The following is an 18,506-nucleotide window of genomic DNA, read 5'->3' as shown; positions in this document are numbered from 1 at the left end:
CACGGATGTGGCTGGTGCCCGAGCGGCCGGGGGGCGTTCACCGCGCAACGCTCCCCTCCGGCATGGCAGGGTGAGCGGCGATGCCCACCAGCCGCACCGGACGGCCTCCGACCCCGCGCGCCCCCAAGCGCCCCGCCGCGCCCCGGCTCGCGCGGGAGAACCGCGTCCTGAGCCTCTACGCCCGCGCGCGCAAGGGCTGGGACCGGCCGCTGACCGCCTACTACCTGATCCTCGGCGGCAGTCTGCTGATCACCGTGCTGGGACTGGTGATGGTCTACTCGGCCTCCCAGATCACCGCGCTGCAGATGTCGTTGCCGGGTTCGTACTTCTTCCGCAAACAGTTGCTCGCGGCGGGGATCGGCACCGTTCTGCTACTCGCCGCATCGCGCATGCCGGTGAAACTGCACCGCGCGCTGGCCTACCCCATCCTCGCGGGCGCCGTCTTCCTCATGGCCCTGGTGCAGATCCCGGGGATAGGAGTGTCGGTCAACGGCAACCAGAACTGGATCGCCGTCGGCGGCTCCTTCCAGATCCAGCCCAGTGAGTTCGGCAAGCTCGCCCTCGTGCTGTGGGGCGCGGACCTGCTCGCCCGCAAGCAGGACAAGAGGCTGCTGAACCAGTGGAAGCACATGCTCGTGCCGCTGGTGCCGGCCGCCTTCATGCTGCTCGGTCTGATCATGCTCGGCGGCGACATGGGCACCGCGATCATCCTCACGGCCATCCTGTTCGGCCTGCTCTGGCTGGCCGGGGCCCCCACGCGGCTGTTCGCCGGGGTGCTGTCGATCGCCGCCGTCCTGGGCCTGATCCTCATCAAGACCAGCCCCAACCGCATGGCCCGCCTGCAGTGTCTGGGTGCCACCGAACCCCAGTCCGGGCCCGTCGACTGCTGGCAGGCCGTGCACGGGATCTACGCCCTCGCCTCGGGCGGAATCTTCGGTTCCGGGCTGGGTGCGAGTGTGGAGAAATGGGGCCAACTCCCCGAAGCCCACACCGACTTCATCTTCGCCGTCACCGGTGAGGAACTGGGCCTGGCGGGGACGCTGTCCGTACTCGCCCTCTTCGCGGCTCTAGGCTATGCGGGTATCCGCGTGGCCGGACGCTCGGAGGATCCCTTCGTGAGGTATGCCGCGGGAGGTGTGACCACCTGGATCACGGCGCAGGCCGTGATCAACATCGGTGCGGTGCTCGGTCTGCTGCCGATCGCCGGCGTCCCTCTCCCGCTGTTCTCCTACGGAGGATCCGCCCTGCTGCCGACCATGTTCGCCATCGGGCTGCTGATCGCCTTCGCGCGTCAGGACCCCGCTGCGCGGATGGCGCTTGCGATGCGGCAACCCCGCTTTGGTAGAAAGCGGGGGGCGGGGGGCACCGGTTCCGGTCGGAGTCCCCGGAGATGGAACACGATGCGACGGCGTGCCTCGGTGGCGCGCTCGTCCGGAGAGCGGTGAATTTCGGTGCATGTCGTACTCGCCGGCGGAGGAACCGCGGGCCACATCGAGCCCGCGCTCGCCCTCGCGGACGCCCTGCGCAGGCAGGACCCGAGCGTGGGCATCACGGCCCTGGGCACGGAGCGCGGCCTCGAGACCCGTCTCGTACCCGAGCGCGGGTACGAACTCGCGCTGATCCCCGCCGTTCCGCTGCCGCGCAAGCCCACCCCCGAGCTGATCACCGTCCCGGGCCGGCTGCGCGGCACCATCAAGGCGACCGAGCAGATCCTGGAGCGCACCAAGGCGGACGCCGTGGTCGGCTTCGGCGGCTACGTCGCCCTGCCCGGCTACCTCGCGGCCAAGCGCCTGGGCGTGCCGATCGTGATCCACGAGGCCAACGCCCGCCCGGGCCTGGCCAACAAGATCGGCTCGCGGTACGCCAGCCAGGTCGCCGTCTCCACGCCCGACAGCAAGCTGCGGGGCGCCCGCTACATCGGCATCCCGCTGCGCCGCTCCATCGCCACGCTCGACCGGGCCGCCGTACGCCCCGAGGCCCGGGCCGCGTTCGGGCTCGACCCGAACCTGCCCACGCTGCTGGTCACCGGCGGCTCCCAGGGCGCCCGCCGCCTGAACGAGGTCGTCCAGCAGGTCGCGCCCTGGCTTCAGCAGGCCGGAATCCAGATCCTGCACGCGGTCGGCCCGAAGAACGAACTGCCGCAGGTCCAGCAGATGCCGGGGATGCCCCCCTATATCCCGGTAAGTTACCTGGACCGGATGGACCTCGCGTACGCCGCGGCCGACATGATGCTCTGCCGCGCGGGCGCGATGACCGTCGCCGAACTCTCCGCCGTCGGGCTCCCGGCCGCCTACGTCCCGCTGCCCATCGGCAACGGCGAACAGCGGCTCAACGCCCAGCCGGTGGTCAAGGCAGGCGGCGGACTGCTGGTCGACGACGCGGAGCTGACCCCCGAGTGGGTCCAGCGAAACGTCCTGCCCGTGCTCGCCGACCCGCACCGGCTGTACCAGATGTCCCGCGCCGCCGCCGAGTTCGGCCGCCGGGACGCCGACGACCTGCTCGTCGGCATGGTGTACGAGGCGATCGCCGCCAGCCGTGCACACCGATAGGACTGTATGACGGAAGGCAGGGAGCGTGGCCGGATCGACCACCGCCGAGCGCGGTGAACGCCAGCGGGAGTCGTCCGGCCCGCCGCCCCTCCTGCGGTCCAGGCGGGCCCGGCTCCGCGCGATCGTCCTCCTGGGCCTCGTCCTGGTCTTCCTCGGCATCCCGACGGTCTGGCTGTTCTACGGCTCCGACTGGCTGCGCGCCGAGCACGTCTCCGTGTCCGGCACCCGGGTCCTGACGCCCGCTCAGGTCAAGGCTGCCGCGGAGGTTCCGCTCGGGAAGCCGCTGATTTCCGTCGACACCGATGCGATCGAGACGCGATTGCGCCGGAAATTGCCCCGCATTGACGCGGTTGACGTGGTCCGTTCCTGGCCCCGTGGAATCGACCTGAAAGTGGTGGAGCGGACTCCGGTTCTGATTGTCCAAAAGGGCGGAAAGTTTGTCGAAGTGGACGATGAAGGTGTCCGCTTCGCCACGGTTTCTGAAGCCCCGAAAGGCGTCCCCGCACTGGAATTGACGCTCTCCCGGTCCAGCTCCGCCGCCGCGAGCCTGCGCCGCTTCGGCGAGTCCCGGCTGGTGCGCGAAGCGGTCGGCGTCGCCCGCGCGGTTCCGGCCGCCGTCGCGCGCGACGCACGGACCGTCAAGGTCCGTTCCTACGACGACATCTCGCTGGAGTTGAGGGACGGGCGCACGGTCGTCTGGGGAAGCGGCGAGAAGGGCGCCGCGAAGGCCCGCACACTCACCGCTCTGATGAAAGCCTCGCCCGGTGCGCGGTACTTCGATGTGAGTGTCCCCACCGCGCCCGCGTCATCAGGGAGTTGACGCACATCCGCGCAGGCCAGCACCCTGGTTGGGCAGTGCTACGGCTGATCACATAGGGTGAAAAGAAAAACGGGAGGTTCGGCGTGTTCGTTGAACGTGCGCCACTTGTCGACTTAGTGTCCTGTTCAGAAGACTCCAAGGAACGGACACACTGGTAACCCTAAACTTCAGGGTTAGGGTTCGGGTCGGCGATACGGACCGTCCCATTCGGCATCAGTCGTCGGGTCGCGGGGCGCAGGGCGTCACGCTGATTCGGCGACACGTAACTCGAGGCGAGAGGCCTTCGACGTGGCAGCACCGCAGAACTACCTCGCAGTCATCAAAGTCATCGGTGTCGGCGGCGGTGGTGTCAATGCCATCAACCGGATGATCGAGGTCGGTCTCAAGGGCGTCGAGTTCATCGCCATCAACACCGACGCGCAAGCTCTGTTGATGAGCGACGCCGACGTCAAGCTGGACGTCGGCCGTGAACTCACCCGCGGACTCGGCGCCGGAGCCAACCCGGCCGTGGGCCGCAAGGCCGCCGAGGACCACCGCGAGGAGATCGAGGAGGTCCTCAAGGGGGCCGACATGGTCTTCGTGACGGCCGGTGAAGGCGGCGGCACCGGCACCGGCGGCGCACCCGTCGTGGCCAACATCGCCCGCTCGCTCGGTGCCCTCACCATCGGTGTGGTCACGCGCCCGTTCACCTTCGAGGGACGGCGCCGCGCGAACCAGGCCGAGGACGGCATCGCCGAACTCCGCGAAGAGGTCGACACCCTCATCGTCATCCCGAACGACCGGCTGCTGTCCATCTCGGACCGCCAGGTCTCGGTGCTGGACGCCTTCAAGTCGGCCGACCAGGTCCTGCTCTCCGGTGTCCAGGGCATCACCGACCTCATCACCACCCCGGGCCTCATCAACCTCGACTTCGCCGACGTCAAGTCGGTCATGTCCGAGGCAGGCTCGGCCCTGATGGGCATCGGCTCCGCCCGCGGCGACGACCGCGCGGTGGCCGCCGCCGAGATGGCGATCTCCTCGCCGCTGCTGGAGGCGTCCATCGACGGCGCCCGCGGTGTGCTGCTCTCCATCTCCGGTGGCTCCGACCTCGGTCTGTTCGAGATCAACGAGGCCGCCCAGCTGGTGAGCGAGGCCGCCCACCCCGAGGCCAACATCATCTTCGGCGCGGTGATCGACGACGCCCTCGGCGACGAGGTCCGGGTCACCGTGATCGCCGCCGGCTTCGACGGCGGACAGCCGCCCGCCAAGCGGGACAACGTCCTCGGCTCGTCCTCGGCCAAGCGCGAGGAGCCGGCCCCGGTACGGCAGACCGAGAGCCGCCCGTCCTTCGGATCGCTCGGCAGCGTGACCCCGAAGGAGGACCCGGAGCCCGCTCCGGAGCCGGTCAAGGACATCCCGGTCGCCCCGCCGGTCCCGCCGGCGCCGCGGACCTACTCGGACAGCGCGGCCGAGGAACTGGACGTACCGGACTTCCTCAAGTGATCCTTCAGTCGTGATAGGACAGCGCGAAAGCGCGAGCGGCGCGCACTTCGGCTTCACCGACCGGTGGGGCGGGGTGAGCGCCGCTCCGTATGAGGAGCTCAACCTCGGCGGAGCGGTCGGCGACGACCCCGACGCCGTACGCACCAACCGTGAGCTGGCCGCACAGTCCCTCGGCGTCGAGCCGGACCGGGTGGTCTGGATGAACCAGGTGCACGGGGCCGACGTGGCGGTGGTGGACGGACCCTGGGGATCTTCGACCCGGATCCCGCCGGTCGACGCGATCGTCACCGCCCGCCGGGGGCTCGCCCTCGCCGTACTCACCGCCGACTGCGTGCCGGTGCTGCTCGCCGACCCCGTCGCCGGGATCGCCGCCGCGGCCCACGCGGGCCGGCCCGGCATGATCGCCGGAGTCGTCCCGGCCGCGCTACGCGCGATGACGGAACTGGGCGCCGAGCCCACCCGGATCGTCGCCCACACCGGCCCCACCGTCTGCGGCCGGTGTTACGAAGTGCCCGAGGCGATGCGCGCCGAGGTGTCCGCCATCGAGCCGGCGGCGTACGCCGAGACGGGTTGGGGCACACCGGCGGTCGACGTGAGCGCCGGAGTGCACGCCCAGCTGGAGCGGCTCGGGGTGTGCGACCGGGAGCAGTCGCCGGTGTGCACGCTGGAGTCGCGCGATCACTTCTCGTACCGCCGCGACCGCACCACCGGTCGGCTCGCGGGTTATGTGTGGCTGGACTGATAGGGCATGACGGACCGTAAGAACGAACTCGCCGCGAATCTGGCGAAGGTGGAACGGCGCATCGCCGACGCGTGCGCCGCCGCGGGGCGCGCCCGCGACGAGGTGACCCTGATCGTGGTCACCAAGACCTACCCCGCGAGCGATGTGCGGATCCTCGCGGAACTCGGCGTGCGGCACGTCGCCGAGAACCGCGACCAGGACGCGGCCCCGAAAGCCGCCGCCTGCGCGGATCTGCCCCTTACTTGGCATTTTGTCGGTCAACTCCAGACCAACAAGGTGCGATCCGTGGCCGGTTACGCGGATTTCGTGCAGTCCGTCGACCGGTCCAAGCTCGTCACCGCCCTGTCGAAGGAAGCCGTCCGGGCCGGGCGCGAACTGGGATGCCTGCTCCAGGTCGCACTGGACGCCGGTGCGAGCGGCCGGGGCGAGCGCGGAGGGACCGGCCCTGGCGGAATCGGGGAGTTGGCCGACCTCGTGGCCGGGGCCCCGGGGCTCCGGCTCGACGGACTGATGACCGTGGCGCCGCTCACCGGGGAGTACGCGGGACGCGAACAGGCGGCCTTCGAGCGGTTGATGGATTTGTCGACCGACCTGCGCCGGAGTCATCCGGCTGCCACCATGGTCTCGGCAGGGATGAGTACGGACCTCGAACAGGCCGTGACGGCCGGAGCGACACATGTGCGCGTCGGCAGTGCGGTACTCGGAGTCCGCCCCAGGCTCGGGTAACGTCGCCAAGAAGTCGGACCACAGCAGAAAATATGGTCATTGCCGCCGAAAGGCGGATTCAAGGACCTCGTGGATCGCGGGCACTTGGCAGTCGTCAGCCGATCCACCACAGAGCGGAGGACTCAGAGCATGGCCGGCGCGATGCGCAAGATGGCGGTCTACCTCGGCCTCGTGGAGGACGATGGGTACGACGGCCGCGGATTCGACCCCGACGACGACTTCGAACCCGAACTGGACCCGGAGCCCGAGCGGGACCACCGACGGCACGAGCCGTCCCACCAGCCGCACGTCTCACATCTGTCCCAAAGGGACGAAGAGGTACGAGTCGTACAGGCGCCCGCGCCTCGCGAACCGGCCGCCCGCTCCGCTTCGCTCCCCGCGGAATCCAGCCGCCCGGCGCGCATCGCGCCCGTGGCATCCATCACACAAGAACGCGCAAGTCTGGAGAAGAACGCACCGGTGATCATGCCCAAGGTCGTGTCCGAACGAGAGCCTTACCGGATCACCACGCTTCACCCACGGACCTACAACGAGGCCCGTACCATCGGGGAACACTTCCGTGAAGGCACCCCGGTGATCATGAATCTGACTGAGATGGACGACACAGATGCGAAGCGACTTGTCGACTTTGCGGCCGGTTTGGTGTTTGGTCTTCACGGCAGCATCGAGCGGGTGACGCAGAAGGTGTTCCTGTTGTCGCCTGCTAACGTCGATGTCACGGCGGAGGACAAGGCCCGCATCGCAGAGGGCGGGTTCTTCAACCAGAGCTGAGACGCACCACCGGAAACAGCAGTAGACAGCACGACACAGCAGGGCACAGGGGAGAGGGAAGCAAGAGATCATGAGCGTGGTTTTGGATGTCGTCTACATCGCGCTGATGTGCTTCCTCATCGTGCTCATCTTCCGGTTGGTCATGGACTACGTCTTCCAGTTCGCCCGCTCATGGCAACCCGGCAAGGCGATGGTGGTCGTTCTGGAGGCCACCTACACTGTCACTGATCCACCGCTCAAGCTTCTGCGGCGGTTCATTCCGCCGCTGCGTCTCGGGGGCGTGGCGCTCGACCTGTCCTTCTTCGTACTGATGATCATCGTCTACATCCTGATCTCGATCGTGAGTCGGCTGTGAGCGATGTGAACTACGGTCTTGCCGAATGCCGACGACTACGTTGAGGTGAAGAGATGCCGTTGACCCCCGAGGACGTGCGGAACAAGCAGTTCACGACCGTCCGCCTCCGAGAAGGCTATGACGAGGACGAGGTCGATGCCTTCCTCGATGAGGTCGAAGCCGAACTGACCCGCCTGCTCCGTGAGAACGAGGACCTGCGCGCCAAACTGGCCGCGGCCACGCGCGCTGCTGCGCAGAACCAGCAGAACATGCGCAAGCCTCCGGAGCAGCAGGATCAGCAGCAACAGCAGCAACAACAGCAGCAGCAGGGCATGCGCGGTCCTGGTGGTCCCGTACCCGCCGGCATATCGGGCCCGCCGCAGCAGCAGATGGGTGGCCCCATGGGTGGTCCGCCCCAGCTGCCGAGCGGTGCCCCGCAGCTGCCCGCCGGTCCCGGCGGTCAGGGTGGACCTCAGGGTCCCGGCCCGATGGGTCAGGGTCCGGGTCCGATGGGCCAGCCCCCGATGCAGCAGCAAATGCAGCAGCAGATGGGCGGCCCGATGGGCGGCCCCGGCCCCATGGGCGGTCCGATGGGCGGCCCCGGTCAGCAAGGTCCCGGTGGCGACAGCGCCGCCCGTGTCCTCTCGCTGGCCCAGCAGACCGCCGACCAGGCGATCGCGGAGGCCCGTTCCGAGGCCAACAAGATCGTCGGCGAGGCCCGTTCGCGTGCCGAGGGTCTGGAGCGTGACGCCCGTGCCAAGGCCGACGCCCTGGAGCGGGACGCGCAGGAGAAGCACCGCGTCGCGATGGGCTCCCTGGAGTCCGCCCGCGCCACGCTGGAGCGCAAGGTCGAGGACCTGCGCGGCTTCGAGCGCGAGTACCGCACGCGCCTGAAGTCGTACCTGGAGTCGCAGCTGCGTCAGCTGGAGACCCAGGCCGACGACTCGCTGGCCCCGCCGCGCACTCCGGCGACCGCGTCCCTCCCGCCGTCCCCGGCGCCTTCCATGGCTCCGGCCGGCGCGAGCGCCCCGTCCTACGGCGGCAACCAGACGATGGGCGGCAACCCGTCCCAGTCCGCTCCGTCCTACGGCGGCGGCCAGCAGCAGATGTCTCCGGCCATGACCCAGCCGATGGCGCCGGTACGTCCGCAGGGCCCGTCCCCGATGGGTCAGGCGCCCTCGCCGATGCGGGGCTTCCTGATCGACGAGGATGACAACTGACGGCCTGATGGCCAGTAGTACGGCATAGACGTCGGCAGCGTTCAGGGCGAGGCCCCGGGTTCCTACCCGGGGCCTCGCCCTTTTGCCGCGCGCGTTCGTGTCTGCGTCCTCACGTTCGTGCGTACGCAATCGCGTTCGTGCGCACGCAACGCCGAAGGCCCGGACCCGCCAAGATCTTTGGCGGGTCCGGGCCTTCGGCCTGAGGGTTACGCCTTGCGCAGGCGGAACGTCAGGGACAGTCCCTCGTCGGTGAAGGGCTCGCCGTAGGTGCCGTCAGCCTCGCCCTGGGCGCTGTGCTCATTCAGGAAGGCCGTCGCCAGGACCTCGTCGGCGATCAGGCCGGCGTGGTCGGTCAGGGCCTCTACTGTCGCCTGGTCCGTGGCGGTCCAGCGCAGCGCGATGCGGTCGGCCACGTCGAGGCCGCTGTTCTTGCGGGCCTCCTGGATCAGGCGGATCGCGTCACGGGCCAGGCCCGCACGGCGAAGCTCCTCCGTGATCTCCAGGTCCAGAGCGACCGTCGCGCCCGAGTCGGAGGCCACCGACCAGCCCTCGCGCGGGGTCTCCGTGATGATGACCTCGTCGGGAGCCAGCGTGATGGTCTCGCCGTCGACCTCGACCGACGCCGTGCCCTCGCGCAGGGCCAGGGACAGGGCGGCCGCGTCCGCGTTGGCGACGGCCTTGGCGACGTCCTGGACGCGCTTGCCGAACCGCTTGCCCAGCGCACGGAAGTTGGCCTTCGCCGTGGTGTCGACCAGGCTGCCGCCGACCTCGCTCAGCGTCGCCAGGGACTCGACGTTCAGCTCCTCCGTGATCTGCGTGCGCAGTTCGGAGTCCAGCGTCTCGAAGCCCGTCGCCGCGATCAGCGCGCGGGAGAGCGGCTGACGCGTCTTGACGCCCGACTCCGCGCGCGTGGCACGGCCGAGCTCCACCAGCCGGCGCACCAGCACCATCTGCTTCGACAGCTCCGGGTCGATGGCGGTGAGGTCCGCCTCCGGCCAGGACGACAGATGGACCGACTCCACAGCGCCCGGGGTGACCGGGACGATCAGGTCCTGCCACACCCGCTCGGTGATGAACGGGGTCAGCGGGGACATCAGCTGCGTGACCGTCTCGACGACCTCGTGCAGCGTGCGCAGGGCCGCCTTGTCGCCCTGCCAGAAGCGGCGACGGGAGCGGCGCACGTACCAGTTGGACAGGTCGTCGACGAACGCGGACAGCAGCTTGCCGGCGCGCTGGGTGTCGTAGGCGTCCAGCGCCTGGGTGACCTGGTCGGTGAGCGCGTGCAGTTCGGACAGCAGCCAGCGGTCCAGGACCGGGCGGTCGGCCGGGGCCGGGTCGGCCCCGGAGGGGGCCCAGTTCGACGTACGGGCGTACAGGGCCTGGAAGGCGACCGTGTTCCAGTACGTCAGGAGCGTCTTGCGGACGACCTCCTGGATCGTGCCGTGGCCCACGCGGCGGGCCGCCCACGGGGAGCCGCCGGCCGCCATGAACCAGCGGACCGCGTCGGCGCCGTGCCGGTCCATGAGCGGGATCGGCTCCAGGGTGTTGCCCAGGTGCTTGGACATCTTGCGGCCGTCCTCGGCGAGGATGTGGCCGAGGCAGACGACGTTCTCGTACGAGGACTTGTCGAAGACGAGCGTGCCGACCGCCATCAGCGTGTAGAACCAGCCGCGGGTCTGGTCGATGGCCTCGCAGATGAACTGCGCCGGGTAGCGGGCCTCGAACAGCTCCTTGTTCTTGTACGGGTAGCCCCACTGCGCGAACGGCATCGACCCCGAGTCGTACCAGGCGTCGATCACCTCGGGCACGCGCGTGGCCGTCTTCCCGCAGCCGCCCTGCGGGCAGGCGAACGTGACGTCGTCGATGAACGGGCGGTGCGGGTCCAGGGCCGACTGGTCCGTGCCGGTCAGCTCGGTCAGCTCGGCGAGGGAGCCGGCGCAGGTGAGGTGGTCGTCCTCGCAGCGCCAGATCGGCAGCGGCGTGCCCCAGTAGCGGTTGCGGGACAGCGCCCAGTCGATGTTGTTGTTCAGCCAGTCCCCGTAGCGGCCGTTCTTGACCGTCTCCGGGAACCAGTTGGTGCCCTCGTTCTCCGCGAGGAGGCGGTCCTTGAGCGCCGTGGTGCGGATGTACCAGGAGGGCTGCGCGTAGTAGAGCAGCGCGGTGTGGCAGCGCCAGCAGTGCGGGTAGCTGTGCTCGTAGGGGATGTGCTTGAAGAGCAGGCCGCGGCTGTCGAGGTCCTCGGTGAGCTTCTCGTCGGCCTTCTTGAAGAAGACGCCGCCGACGAGCGGGACGTCCTCCTCGAAGGTGCCGTCCGGGCGGACCGGGTTCACGACGGGGAGGCCGTAGGAGCGGCAGACCTTGAGGTCGTCCTCACCGAAGGCGGGGGACTGGTGGACCAGACCCGTGCCGTCCTCGGTCGTGACGTACTCGGCGTTGACCACGAAGTGGGCCGCCTCGGGGAACTCCACCAGCTCGAAAGGCCGCTGGTACGTCCAGCGCTCCATCTCGGCGCCCGTGAAGGACTGGCCGGTGGGCTCCCAGCCCTCGCCGAGGGCCTTGGCGAGGAGCGGCTCGGCGACGACCAGCTTCTCCTCGCCGTTCGTCGCGACGACGTAGGCGACCTCGGGGTGGGCGGCGACGGCGGTGTTGGACACCAGGGTCCAAGGGGTCGTCGTCCACACCAGGAGCGCGGCCTCGCCGGCCAGCGGGCCGGAGGTGAGCGGGAAGCGGACGAAGACCGAGGGGTCGACGACCGTCTCGTAGCCCTGCGCCAGCTCGTGGTCCGACAGGCCCGTGCCGCAGCGGGGGCACCAGGGGGCGACGCGGTGGTCCTGGACCAGCAGGCCCTTGTTGAAGATCTCCTTCAGCGACCACCAGACCGACTCGATGTACTCGGGGTCCATCGTGCGGTACGGGTCGTTCAGGTCGGTCCAGTAGCCCATGCGGGTCGTGAGCTCTTCGAAGGCGTCCGTGTGCCGGGTCACCGACTCACGGCACTTCGCGTTGAACTCGGCGATGCCGTACGCCTCGATGTCCTGCTTGCCGGAGAAGCCGAGCTCCTTCTCGACGGCGAGCTCCACGGGGAGGCCGTGGCAGTCCCAGCCGGCCTTGCGGGCCACGTGGTAGCCGCGCATGGTGCGGAAGCGGGGGAAGACGTCCTTGAAGACGCGCGCCTCGATGTGGTGGGCACCGGGCATGCCGTTGGCGGTGGGCGGGCCCTCGTAGAACACCCACTCGGGGCGGCCCTCGGACTGCTCCAGGCTCTTGGCGAAGATCTTCTGCTCGCGCCAGAAGTCGAGCACGGCGTGCTCGAGGGCGGGCAGGTCGACCTGGGCGGGTACCTGGCGATACGTCGGCGATGTCATCAGCGGGCTTCCTCCGGCGGACTTGCTGCCTTCCGTCCGGAGGGACGAGAGCTAGGTCTGCCTGCGCCGCCTTCGGCGCGCTCCCGCGGTACCACCCTCCTTGGCCCTCCGGCACGGGGTGTGCGCCGACGAGCCCCCTCATTGGGGTCGCGATGCCGGGTCTACTGGCCGTCGCTCGCTGGCTCCGGTGTTCTTCCGGCGGCTCCGGGGTGATCTTCACGTCGCGCTCGCCCCCGGGCTTCCACCGTCCCCGGGTCGCTCTGGGCTGCGTACGCCGCTACTCGTCCCCATCCACGCTTTTCGCTCCGCCCAGTGTACGGCGCCGCGCGGATGGCGGCCGACCGGTTTTCGGGGCGGTCGGGGGTGAGGTGGCGGGTGGGGTGCGAAATGGGTTTGGTGACCCGAATGGGGTGGTATGGGTGTTCGGATCCTGGGACGTCTCGCCTGGCGGATTACCGGGCGGGGAGCTGGGCACAACGGATGCAGGTTCGCCGCGCGGCGTGCGCGAGGCGGGCGAATCGGGCGGTGTGCCCCGTTGCCGCGGGACTCGAGTCGATTTATCGTCCCAGCACGATGCGCGAGCAAGATCACAATATGTGAAGGGGCCGCGGCCATGGTGGCGAAGAAGACCGCCGTACAGCAGCCGGCGTCCGGCAGGTCCTCGGAGGCCTCCGGCGGTGCGGCCAAGGACGTGGGCGGGAAGAAGTCAGCGCAGGGGGGCTCGGCGGGGCGGGCGGCGAAGGAGGGCGGGGGGAAGGCGGCCGAGGGGACGAAGGCGGCCGGGAAGAAGGCGACGGCCAGGAAGGCCGCGGCCAAGGAGACCGCGAGCAAGGAGGCCGGGGCCAAGCCGGCCGGGGCCGAGGAAGGCGGGGCCGAGAAAGCCGTGGCCGAGAAGGCGGCGGCCAAGGCGGCATCGGCCGGAACGGCAGGGGCCAAGAAGGACACGGCCAAGGCACCGGCGGAGAAGGCATCAGCCAAGGCTCCGGTGGAGAAGACGTCGGCCGAGGCACCGGCGGAGAAGGCACCGACGGAAAGGGCGCAGACCAAGCCATCGGCAGCGAGGGCGTCGGCCGAGGCGCCGGGAGAGAGGGCATCGGCCAAGGCATCGGCAGCGCGGGTGCCGGCCGAGAAGGCGGCAGGGAAGAAGACGGCGAGGAAGACCGACCCGGCCGACAAGGCCGCCGTCAGGAAGAAGGCGGGGAAGAAGGCGGCCGCGAGGAAGACCGCCGCCAAGAAGGCCCCGGCCGAGAAGGTCGCCGGAGGCAAGAGCACCACCACGAAGAGCGCGGCCGGCAAGGGCACTGCCCGGACCGGCGCGGTCACACAGGACATGGCCGCGAGCAGCACGGCCACAAAGGCGGGCGCGGCCGAGGCCGCGCAGCAGACGGGAGCGACGACGGTGGTTGCGAAGAAGACTCCTGGCACGGCGACGGCGGCGAAGACCGCCGTTCCGAAGGCACGCATCGCCGCGGCGGACCCCGGTGAGCTCGCGGTACGCCCGGGCGAGGACCCCTGGACGGCGGAGGAGGTCGAGGAGGCGCGGTCCGAGCTGACGTCCGAGGAGACCCGGCTGAGCGAGGAGATCTCCTCGTCGGAGCGGTCGCTCGCCGGTCTGATGCGGGACTCCGGGGACGGCGCGGGCGACGACCAGGCGGACACCGGCACCAAGAACATCACCCGCGAGCACGAGCTGGCCCTGGCCGCCAACGCGCGGGAGATGCTGATCCAGACCGAACGCGCCCTGGAACGCCTGCACGCGGGCACCTACGGCCTGTGCGAGAACTGCGGCAATCCCATCGGCAAGGCGCGCATGCAGGCCTTCCCCCGGGCCACGCTCTGCGTGGAGTGCAAGCAGAAGCAGGAGCGCCGGTATTGACCGGCCGCCGAATGCCTCCTGAGCACGTGGGGCGTACGGGGTGTGCCGTACCCTCGTCCTCAGTCAGGCACCTAGGTTGAGGGACTCACGTGGCAGAGGCGGAGCGCATCATCGGTACGCCGGACACACCGGACGCGGCCGGGGGCGGCAAGGAGCGGCCCGACTCCGAGGGCACCCCCGCCGGCGAGCCCGGCGCCGGGCGGGGCCGGCGCCGGATCGCGGTGCTGTTCGCCGTCGCCTCGTTCGCGTACGCCCTCGACCTGATCAGCAAGATGATCGTGGTGGCCAAGCTGGAGCACCACCCGCCCATCGAGATCATCGGGGACTGGCTGAAGTTCGAGGCGATCCGCAACGCGGGCGCGGCCTTCGGCTTCGGCGAGGCCTTCACCGTGATCTTCACCATGATCGCGGCGGCGGTGATCGTGGTGATCGCCCGTCTCGCCCGCAAGCTCTACAGCCTGCCCTGGGCGATCGCGCTCGGCCTGCTGCTCGGCGGTGCGCTGGGCAACCTCACCGACCGGATCTTCAGGGCGCCGGGCGTCTTCGAGGGCGCGGTCGTGGACTTCATCGCGCCCAAGCATTTCGCCGTGTTCAACCTGGCCGATTCGGCGATCGTGTGCGGCGGCATCCTGATCGTGCTGCTGTCGTTCAAGGGGCTCGACCCGGACGGGACCGTCCACAAGGACTGAGCGCGCGTACGGCCCTGTCGGTGCCGTCCGGCATACTCGACGGGTGAGCACGCTTCCCGAGATCCGTACCCTGCCCGTGCCCGACGGCCTGGAGGGCGAGCGCGTCGACGCCGCCATCTCCCGCATGTTCGGCTTCTCCCGTACCAAGGCGGCCGAGCTCGCCGCCGCGGGGAAGGTCACGGTCGACGGGTCGGTGGTCGGCAAGTCGGAGCGCGTGCACGGCGGCGCCTGGCTGGAGGTCGAGATGCCGCAGGCGCCCGCGCCGGTGCAGGTGGTGGCCGAGCCGGTCGAGGGCATGGAAATCGTGCACGACGATGATGACGTGGTCGTGATCGTCAAGCCGGTCGGCGTCGCGGCGCACCCGTCGCCGGGCTGGACCGGGCCGACCGTCATCGGGGGCCTGGCCGCCGCCGGGTACCGGATCTCCACCTCCGGCGCCGCCGAGCGCCAGGGCATCGTGCACCGGCTCGACGTGGGCACGTCGGGGCTGATGGTGGTCGCCAAGTCGGAGTACGCGTACACGTCGCTGAAGCGCCAGTTCAAGGAGCGCACGGTCGACAAGCGGTACCACACGCTCGTCCAGGGCCACCCCGACCCGACCAGCGGCACCATCGACGCGCCCATCGGGCGGCACCCCCAGCACGACTACAAGTGGGCGGTCACGGCCGAGGGCAAGCCGTCCGTCACGCATTACGACCTCATCGAGGCGTTCCGCGCGGCTTCGCTGCTCGACGTGAAGCTGGAGACCGGCCGCACGCACCAGATCCGCGTCCACATGGCCGCCCACCGGCACCCCTGCGTCGGCGACCTCACCTATGGCGCCGACCCGACGCTCGCCAAGCGTCTCGGCCTGACCCGCCAGTGGCTGCACGCGGTGCGGCTCGGCTTCGAGCACCCCGGGGACGGGCAGTGGGCGGAGTTCTCCTGCGACTACCCGGAGGACCTGGAGAAGGCTCTGGAGCAGGTCCGCGAGGAGACGTACGCGTGAGCACCCCGTACATGGTGCGGGTCGCCGAGGGTCCGGCCGACCGTGAGGCGTGCTTCGCGGTGCGCAAGGAGGTCTTCGTCGGCGAGCAGGGCGTGCCGGAGGACCTCGAGTACGACGCGTACGACGCCGACGCGGTGCATGTGCTGGCGGTCCGGGAGGACGGTGTGCCGCTCGGGACCGGGCGGCTGCTGCACGGGGCGGCGGCCGTGGCGCAGACCGGCGCCGGCCCGTCCGTGGGCTCCCTGGGCCGGCTGGCCGTGACGGGTTCCGCGCGCCGGCTCGGTGTCGGTGCCGCCCTGGTGCGGGCCGTCGAGGACGCGGCACGCGCGCGGGGGCTCGCGGCCGTGGACCTGCACGCGCAGACGCACGCGCTCGGCTTCTACGAGCGGCTCGGCTATGAGCCGTACGGGCCCGAGTACTTGGAGGCGGGCATTCCGCACCAGGGGATGCGGCGTTCGCTCTAGTTCTCGGTGGCGGGTGCTGAAACGGTTTGTCATGGGAGTTGCGTGGCAGGCTTGAAGTCAGTCGTGTGACCACTTGACCTCCCGGAGCGCTGACCGTGGATCAGTTGGCCCTGCTGTTCGTGCTGCTGCTCGGGGCCGTGATCAGTGTCCCCGTGGGTGACCGGTTCAAGATGCCCGCGCCGGTGCTGATGACGCTCCTGGGGATAGTCCTCGCGCTGCTGCCGTTCGTACCGAACGTCGAGATCGCGCCGGACCTGATCCTGCCGCTGCTGCTGCCGCCCCTGCTCTACGCAGCCGTGCGGCGCACGTCCTGGCGGCAGTTCGCGGCGAACAAGAGGCCGATCTTCCTGCTGGCCGTGGCGCTGGTGTTCGTCACCATGGCCTGCGTGGCCGCCGTGGCCGACGCGATCGTGCCGGGGCTGCCGCTCGCCGCGGCGTTCGCGCTGGGCGCGCTGGTGGCGCCGCCGGACCCGGTCGCGGCGACCGCCGTGGCCGGGCAGCTGGGACTGCCGCGCCGGCTGGTGTCGATCCTGGAGGGCGAGGGGCTCTTCAACGACGTGACGGCCATCGTCCTCTACCACGTGGCCATCGCCGCCGCCGTCAGCGGGACGTTCTCCCCCTGGAAGGCCGGGCTCGATCTGGTGCTGTCGGCCGTGGTGGCGGTGGCCGTGGGCCTCGCGCTGGGCTGGGGCGCGAACAAGCTGATGGAGGTGCTCGGCGACGCGACCCTGCAGATCGGGCTGACCCTGCTGGTGCCGTACGCCTCGTACGTCATGGCCGAGGAGCTGCACGGGTCCGGGGTGCTCGCTGTGCTCACCACCGCGCTGTTCCTCGCGGAGTACGGCTCCGACGCCGACGACGTCATGACGCGGCTGGCCGGGCACACGTTCTGGAACATCGTCGACACGCTCGTCACCGGCGTGGCGTTCGGGCTGGTCGGTCTTGAGCTGCACAACGCGATCCGCACGGCCTCCGGGCGGTGGGGCGAACTGCTCTGGTGGGCGGCGGTGGTGGTGGTCGTCGTCGTGTTCGCCCGGCTGCTGTGGCTGCTGCCGGCGACCTGGCTGACCAAACGGCTGCACGCGCGGCGGGACTACGACGAGGACATCCCGGTGAGCTGGCGCGAGACCGTGGTGATGTGGTGGTCGGGGATGCGCGGGGTGGCCTCGGTCGCGCTGGTGCTGGCGATTCCGCTGGAGACCGACGCGGGCACGCCGTTCCCCAGCCGGGACGAGATCATCTTCATCGCCTTCGGGGTGATCATGGCGACGCTGGTGCTGCAGGGGCTGACGTTGCCGTGGCTGGTGCGGCGGCTCGGGGTGAAGGCCGACACGGACCAGGAGAAGGAGTTCGCGAAGACGCTGGCGATCCGGGCGGCCAAGGCGGCGAAGCAGAGACTGCGGGAGATCGAGGACAACGAGGAGCTGCCGGAGGAACTGTCCGAGCAGATGCTGCGCCGGGCCTACGACATCGGGGTGCGGATCAGTCCCGAACTCGCGGAGGACGAGCGGCGGGAGGCGTACCGGGAGGGCGCCCGGCGGGTGAAGCGGTTGCGGCGCATCCAGCAGGAGATGCTGAGCGCGGCGCGGCACGAGGTGCTGGCGGCGCGCAGTGAGCCGGGCGCGGATCCCGAGGTGGTGGACCGGGTGCTGCGGCACCTCGACGTCCGCAGCCTGCGATGAGCGGGCTGCTGTCGCCGGTTTGACGGAGGACGATCACGGCGTCGTAGGGTCGGTCGTATGGCACGAAACGTAATAATCAGTGGCGGAGGTACGGGAATCGGGCTCGCGGCGGCCCGGCTGTTCGCCGCCGGCGGGGACCGGGTGCTGCTGCTCGGGCGGCGGGCGGATGTGCTGGAGAAGGCCGAGGTGCCCGGCGCGCTGACGTACGCCGCCGATCTCGCCGAGCCGGCGGACGTGCGCGGTGTCGCCGCCTTCGTGGAGCGGGAGTTGGGGGCTGTGGACGTGCTCGTGCACAGCGCCGGGGGCAGCGGACTGCTCGAACCGGACGCCCCGGGTGACGATCCGCTCGCGGCCGTCGCGCACACCTGGAGCGTGAACTTCCGGCTCAACACCCTGACCGCGGTCCTTCTCACCGAGGCGCTGAAGCCGCGGCTCTCCGAGCCCGGGGGACGGGTGCTGTTCCTCAGCTCCATCGCCGCCTACCGGGGATCCGGGAGCGGGGCGTACGCGGCGGCCAAGGCGGGACTGCACCCGTACGCCCACGATCTGGCCCGGGAGCTCGGGCCGCGTGGCATCACCGCGAACGTGGTCGCGCCCGGGTACATCGAGGACACCGAGTTCTTCGGGGACGCGATGGCCGAGGAGCGGCGGGCGCGGCTCATCGATGAGACCTCGAACGGCCGGGCCGGGACCCCGGGGGACGTCGCCGAGACCCTGCACTGGCTGGCCTCCCCGGGCGCCGGGCACATCACCTCGCAGATCATCCAGGTCAACGGCGGCGCCGAGCGCGGCCACTGA

At 70.2% G+C, this 18,506-nt stretch carries 16 protein-coding genes; 15 read left to right on the top strand and 1 reads right to left on the bottom strand.

Features of this window, described 5'->3' with window-relative positions:
* Positions 1-80 precede the first annotated feature (80 nt).
* From ftsW to CEB94_RS11120, 9 genes are all read left to right on the top strand, one after another.
* A complete protein-coding gene (ftsW, locus tag CEB94_RS11160) occupies positions 81-1,445 on the top strand; it encodes a putative lipid II flippase FtsW (RefSeq protein ID WP_175432055.1) in 1,365 nt (454 codons plus the stop codon).
* Positions 1,446-1,451: 6 nt separating this feature from the next.
* Complete coding sequence (gene murG, locus CEB94_RS11155) at positions 1,452-2,549, top strand: undecaprenyldiphospho-muramoylpentapeptide beta-N-acetylglucosaminyltransferase (protein ID WP_175432054.1); 1,098 nt, start codon at positions 1,452-1,454, stop codon at positions 2,547-2,549.
* Positions 2,550-2,574: 25 nt separating this feature from the next.
* On the top strand, positions 2,575-3,369 hold the full coding sequence (locus tag CEB94_RS11150) for a cell division protein FtsQ/DivIB (protein ID WP_175432053.1): 795 nt from the start codon (positions 2,575-2,577) through the stop codon (positions 3,367-3,369).
* A 288-nt stretch (positions 3,370-3,657) separates the two neighbouring features.
* Entirely contained in the window at positions 3,658-4,851 is a 1,194-nt protein-coding gene (gene ftsZ, locus CEB94_RS11145) for a cell division protein FtsZ (protein ID WP_031131993.1), read from the top strand.
* A 10-nt stretch (positions 4,852-4,861) separates the two neighbouring features.
* Positions 4,862-5,593, top strand: a complete 732-nt coding sequence (gene pgeF / locus CEB94_RS11140; RefSeq protein ID WP_175432052.1) for a peptidoglycan editing factor PgeF — start codon at positions 4,862-4,864, stop codon at positions 5,591-5,593.
* Between the two features lie 6 nt (positions 5,594-5,599).
* Positions 5,600-6,319 carry a YggS family pyridoxal phosphate-dependent enzyme gene (locus tag CEB94_RS11135; RefSeq protein WP_175432051.1) on the top strand — a complete coding sequence of 240 codons (720 nt, stop codon included), beginning with the start codon at positions 5,600-5,602 and terminating at the stop codon, positions 6,317-6,319.
* Positions 6,320-6,448: 129 nt separating this feature from the next.
* Entirely contained in the window at positions 6,449-7,090 is a 642-nt protein-coding gene (locus CEB94_RS11130) for a cell division protein SepF (RefSeq protein ID WP_175432050.1), read from the top strand.
* A 70-nt stretch (positions 7,091-7,160) separates the two neighbouring features.
* Entirely contained in the window at positions 7,161-7,445 is a 285-nt protein-coding gene (locus CEB94_RS11125; RefSeq protein ID WP_007448661.1) for a YggT family protein, read from the top strand.
* 53 nt (positions 7,446-7,498) lie between these two features.
* Entirely contained in the window at positions 7,499-8,644 is a 1,146-nt protein-coding gene (locus CEB94_RS11120; RefSeq protein ID WP_175432049.1) for a DivIVA domain-containing protein, read from the top strand.
* 206 nt (positions 8,645-8,850) lie between these two features.
* Here CEB94_RS11120 and ileS read toward each other — a convergent pair whose 3' ends face one another.
* Complete coding sequence (gene ileS, locus CEB94_RS11115; protein ID WP_175432048.1) at positions 8,851-12,009, bottom strand: isoleucine--tRNA ligase; 3,159 nt, start codon at positions 12,007-12,009, stop codon at positions 8,851-8,853.
* Positions 12,010-12,622: 613 nt separating this feature from the next.
* Here ileS and CEB94_RS11110 point away from each other — a divergent pair.
* From CEB94_RS11110 to CEB94_RS11085, 6 genes are all read left to right on the top strand, one after another.
* The gene (locus tag CEB94_RS11110; RefSeq protein WP_175432047.1) at positions 12,623-13,885 is read left to right on the top strand and encodes a TraR/DksA family transcriptional regulator; all 1,263 of its coding nucleotides are present in this window, start codon (positions 12,623-12,625) and stop codon (positions 13,883-13,885) included.
* A gap of 89 nt (positions 13,886-13,974) precedes the next feature.
* Positions 13,975-14,574, top strand: a complete 600-nt coding sequence (lspA, locus tag CEB94_RS11105) for a signal peptidase II (RefSeq protein ID WP_175432046.1) — start codon at positions 13,975-13,977, stop codon at positions 14,572-14,574.
* 43 nt (positions 14,575-14,617) lie between these two features.
* The gene (locus CEB94_RS11100) at positions 14,618-15,562 is read left to right on the top strand and encodes an RluA family pseudouridine synthase (protein WP_175432045.1); all 945 of its coding nucleotides are present in this window, start codon (positions 14,618-14,620) and stop codon (positions 15,560-15,562) included.
* Positions 15,559-16,026 (top strand): GNAT family N-acetyltransferase, encoded by a 468-nt coding sequence (locus CEB94_RS11095; RefSeq protein ID WP_175432044.1) that lies wholly within the window; start codon positions 15,559-15,561, stop codon positions 16,024-16,026. Before CEB94_RS11100 ends, CEB94_RS11095 begins: the two co-directional genes overlap by 4 nt.
* Before the next feature lie 95 nt (positions 16,027-16,121).
* Positions 16,122-17,708: a Na+/H+ antiporter gene (locus CEB94_RS11090; RefSeq protein ID WP_175432043.1), complete on the top strand. Its 1,587-nt coding sequence runs from the start codon at positions 16,122-16,124 to the stop codon at positions 17,706-17,708.
* A gap of 57 nt (positions 17,709-17,765) precedes the next feature.
* Positions 17,766-18,506 carry an SDR family NAD(P)-dependent oxidoreductase gene (locus tag CEB94_RS11085; protein ID WP_175432042.1) on the top strand — a complete coding sequence of 247 codons (741 nt, stop codon included), beginning with the start codon at positions 17,766-17,768 and terminating at the stop codon, positions 18,504-18,506.

The organism is Streptomyces hawaiiensis, from assembly GCF_004803895.1.
Taxonomy (GTDB): domain Bacteria; phylum Actinomycetota; class Actinomycetes; order Streptomycetales; family Streptomycetaceae; genus Streptomyces; species Streptomyces hawaiiensis.
The sequence above is the reverse complement of the archived record's forward strand: the minus strand, read 5'-3'. Positions and strand labels throughout refer to the sequence as shown.